3 protein-coding genes are annotated in these 2,811 nt (G+C 70.0%); 1 reads left to right on the forward strand and 2 read right to left on the reverse strand.

What is annotated here, in order from left to right; all coding sequences use genetic code 11:
- Nucleotides 1–59: 59 nt before the first annotated feature.
- Complete coding sequence (locus VFZ20_RS26950; RefSeq protein WP_329687061.1) at nucleotides 60–956, reverse strand: cyanophycinase; 897 nt, start codon at nucleotides 954–956, stop codon at nucleotides 60–62.
- Nucleotides 957–1,174: 218 nt separating this feature from the next.
- Entirely contained in the window at nucleotides 1,175–2,347 is a 1,173-nt protein-coding gene (locus VFZ20_RS26955; protein WP_329687062.1) for an amidohydrolase family protein, read from the reverse strand.
- A gap of 273 nt (nucleotides 2,348–2,620) precedes the next feature.
- On the opposite strand from VFZ20_RS26955, the gene VFZ20_RS26960 reads away from it, so the two are divergent.
- Nucleotides 2,621–2,811, forward strand: a 191-nt coding sequence (locus tag VFZ20_RS26960; RefSeq protein ID WP_329687063.1) for a hypothetical protein, incomplete at its 3' end; no start/stop codon positions are given.

Raw genomic sequence — 2,811 nt, forward strand, 5'->3', positions numbered from 1 at the left:
GAGGACGCAGCGGACCGTCGGGTCCCCTGCGTCCTCTTCCGTTTCCGTCCCCCCACGGCTCAGTGCGGCGGCGCGGGCGGGATCTCCTCGCCGTCCGGGAGGATGGGGCGCTTGGTACGCAGGTTGAAGCCGTAGCCCGACGGCAGCGTGTGGAGCACGCTGTCGGTGATGGCCAGCGTCTGGTCATCCGACGCGTCGGGCGCGTTGGTGTGCGTCACGCGGCCGTTGAACACCATCACGGCGCCGGCGCCCAGCACCGTAAAGCGGTCGCCCGGCACCAGGTCGATAGCCGTGTTCTCGTCGATGCCGATGCCCAGCACCTGCGGGTTGTGCGCGAAGATGGTGAGCAGGCGGCTCACGCGGCCGCGCTGGTTGAAGTGCGTGTCCACCACCGTGTCGCGCCAGTAGCCCAGCCCCGGCGCCAGGCTCACGTCCTCCCGCCGCACCGTGCCCTCGTTGGTGCCGCCGATGATCATCACGCTGCTCATGGCGGCCGCGCCCGCGCTGGTGCCGGCCACCACCAGCCCGTCGCCGTACAGGCGCGAGCGGATGGTCTCGCAGAACTCCGTCCCCGCGATGAGGGCCGTGAGCCGCAGCTGGTCGCCGCCCGTGAAGAAGACGGCGGTGGCGCGGCGCACGGCATCCACCAGGTCCGGCTGCTCCGCCTCGTGCCGGCCGGTGATGGGCGCGGGGATGACCTCGGCCACGCCGATCTTTTCGAACAGCTCGCCGTAGGTATCCACCTTTTCTTCCGGGTTCTCCGACGGCGACGAGCAGATGATGATCCGCGCGTTCTTGCCGCCCGCCATCTGCACCAGGTGCGGCAGGACGGTCATGTCGTCCGGGTCCGGGTCCTCGGCCCCGCCGATCACCAGCAGGCGGCCGCCGCGCTCCGGCGGCTCGTTCCGCTCCGTGCGCATCTGCCCCTCGATCCCCCGCGTCAGCTCATCCGACATTCCGCCTCCGACGATCCTGGTTACGCGGGACGACCGTCGCCCCGTCCCGTCTCTCGATGCCCCGCGTGGTTGTCCCCGCGCGCCCCGTGGTCCCGTCAAATGGGCCGCGCCCGAGCGGAGCGCCCCCTCCGCTTGCGTAGGCTCGCACCTCCCCCAAAACCCCCTGGGGGAGGTTGAACCGCGCGTCTCTCACGGGGGCGCCTGATCCGCCCGACCCGCTACGCGCCGCCGCCGGGCGGGCCGCCGCCGTCCTTTTCGCCGTCCAGGCGGATGTGGCGGTCGCTGTCCCGCAGCCACTTTTCCTGCCGCACCACCTGGCCATCGCGGACCACGAACTGGCCGTGCGACAGCACGTGCACCAGTTCCAGCGAGCCCTCCTCCAGCAGCAGGATGTCGCCCGCGCACCCTTTCCGGATCTCGCCCTTCTCCTCGAGCTTGAGGATGCGCGCCGTGTTCTTCGTCGCCAGGGGCAGAACCTGCTCCAGCGCGAAGCCGTGCTCCAGCACGCAGTCGCGCAGCTGTCCCAGGACGGCGGGATGGTTCATGCTGGCGTCGGACGACGCCGTCAGCAGGTGCGGCGGGCCGCCGTGGTCGCGCCAGTGGCGCACCCATTTGTACAGGTCGCGCTCCACCACGTCCACGTCCACGGGCATCCCGCCCGTTTGCGCCAGGTGGATGGCCTGGCCCATGAGCTTTTCGGACCGCTCCACGTGGGTGGGATAGAACCAGTCGGCCTCCACGTTGAACTCGTCCAGCACGCGGACAACGGGGTCCAGCCGGCTGTCGGCCTCGCCCACATGCACGTGCACCAGCCCCGCCTTTTGCGCCAGCATGCCGCCCACGTGCGCGTGCACGGCGCAGCGGGCCAGCTCCCGCGGATCGTGCGGCAGGGCCCGCGTGTCGCTGATGGCGATCTCCCCCGCGCCGATCACCTCCTCGATGAAGAGGATGTCGTCGCGCACCGAGCCCAGGATGGAGGCGGGGGGCAGGTCGTACCCGCCCGTCCAGCAGAACGCGTTGAGCCCCTGCTCCTTGAGCGCCTTGACCTTGGCCAGCAGCCCGGCCATGGTCTTCATGGTGGTGTCCACGCCCAGGGTGCCCACGATGGTGGTGACGCCGTTCTCCACCATCTCGCTGATGAAGAACTCCGGCGTCTGCGTGGCGAAGCCCGTCTCGCCGCTGCCGCCCAGCAGGTGCACGTGGGGATCGATGAGCCCCGGCGCCACGATGCACCCCCGCGCGTCGATCACCTCGTACTCCGCCCCCAGCCGCTCCAGCGCGTCCCGGTCGATGGGCCCCACCTTGGCCACGTGGCCGTCGGCCAGCAGCATCGGCTGCACCCCGCACGGCTCCGGCGCGTAGACCCGCCCCCCCTCGATCAGCGTCAGCATCCCGTCCCGTCCTCCGTCCGATCCGCCGTCACGATTCCCCGCGTTTTCCCCCTCGTAAAGCACCTTGCGGGCCAGACGCGAAGCAGGCCCGGAGCCCTTCAGGCGTAATCATATGTTCCGGCCAGAAAGAAAGCATCCACGGGGCCTGCAGGATTGTTCCTTGCGTTCATTTGTACGCTGCCGTACATACGAAAGTGGCAAGCGGCTTGCATCTCCCAGGTGGACGGTGTTCATGCCGGACGGCTGTCCCCTCCCTGGATTGAAGGACCCCCCGTGAGCGAGAACCGCAATCCCGCCGACTACGCGGCTTCCCTGCTGCCGCGGCTGCACGCCCTGCGCGTGGGCGCGGCGGAGGCCCGCCCCCGTGAAACCCTGCTGCTGGAATCGCTGGAAGAGCTGCAGACGGCCATCGAGGAGCTGCGCGTGACGGAGGAGGAGCTCCGCACGCAGCAGTCGCAGCTGGC

Origin of the sequence: Longimicrobium sp., assembly GCF_036280135.1 — a bacterium.
In the GTDB taxonomy this organism is placed as follows: Bacteria; Gemmatimonadota; Gemmatimonadetes; order Longimicrobiales; family Longimicrobiaceae; genus Longimicrobium.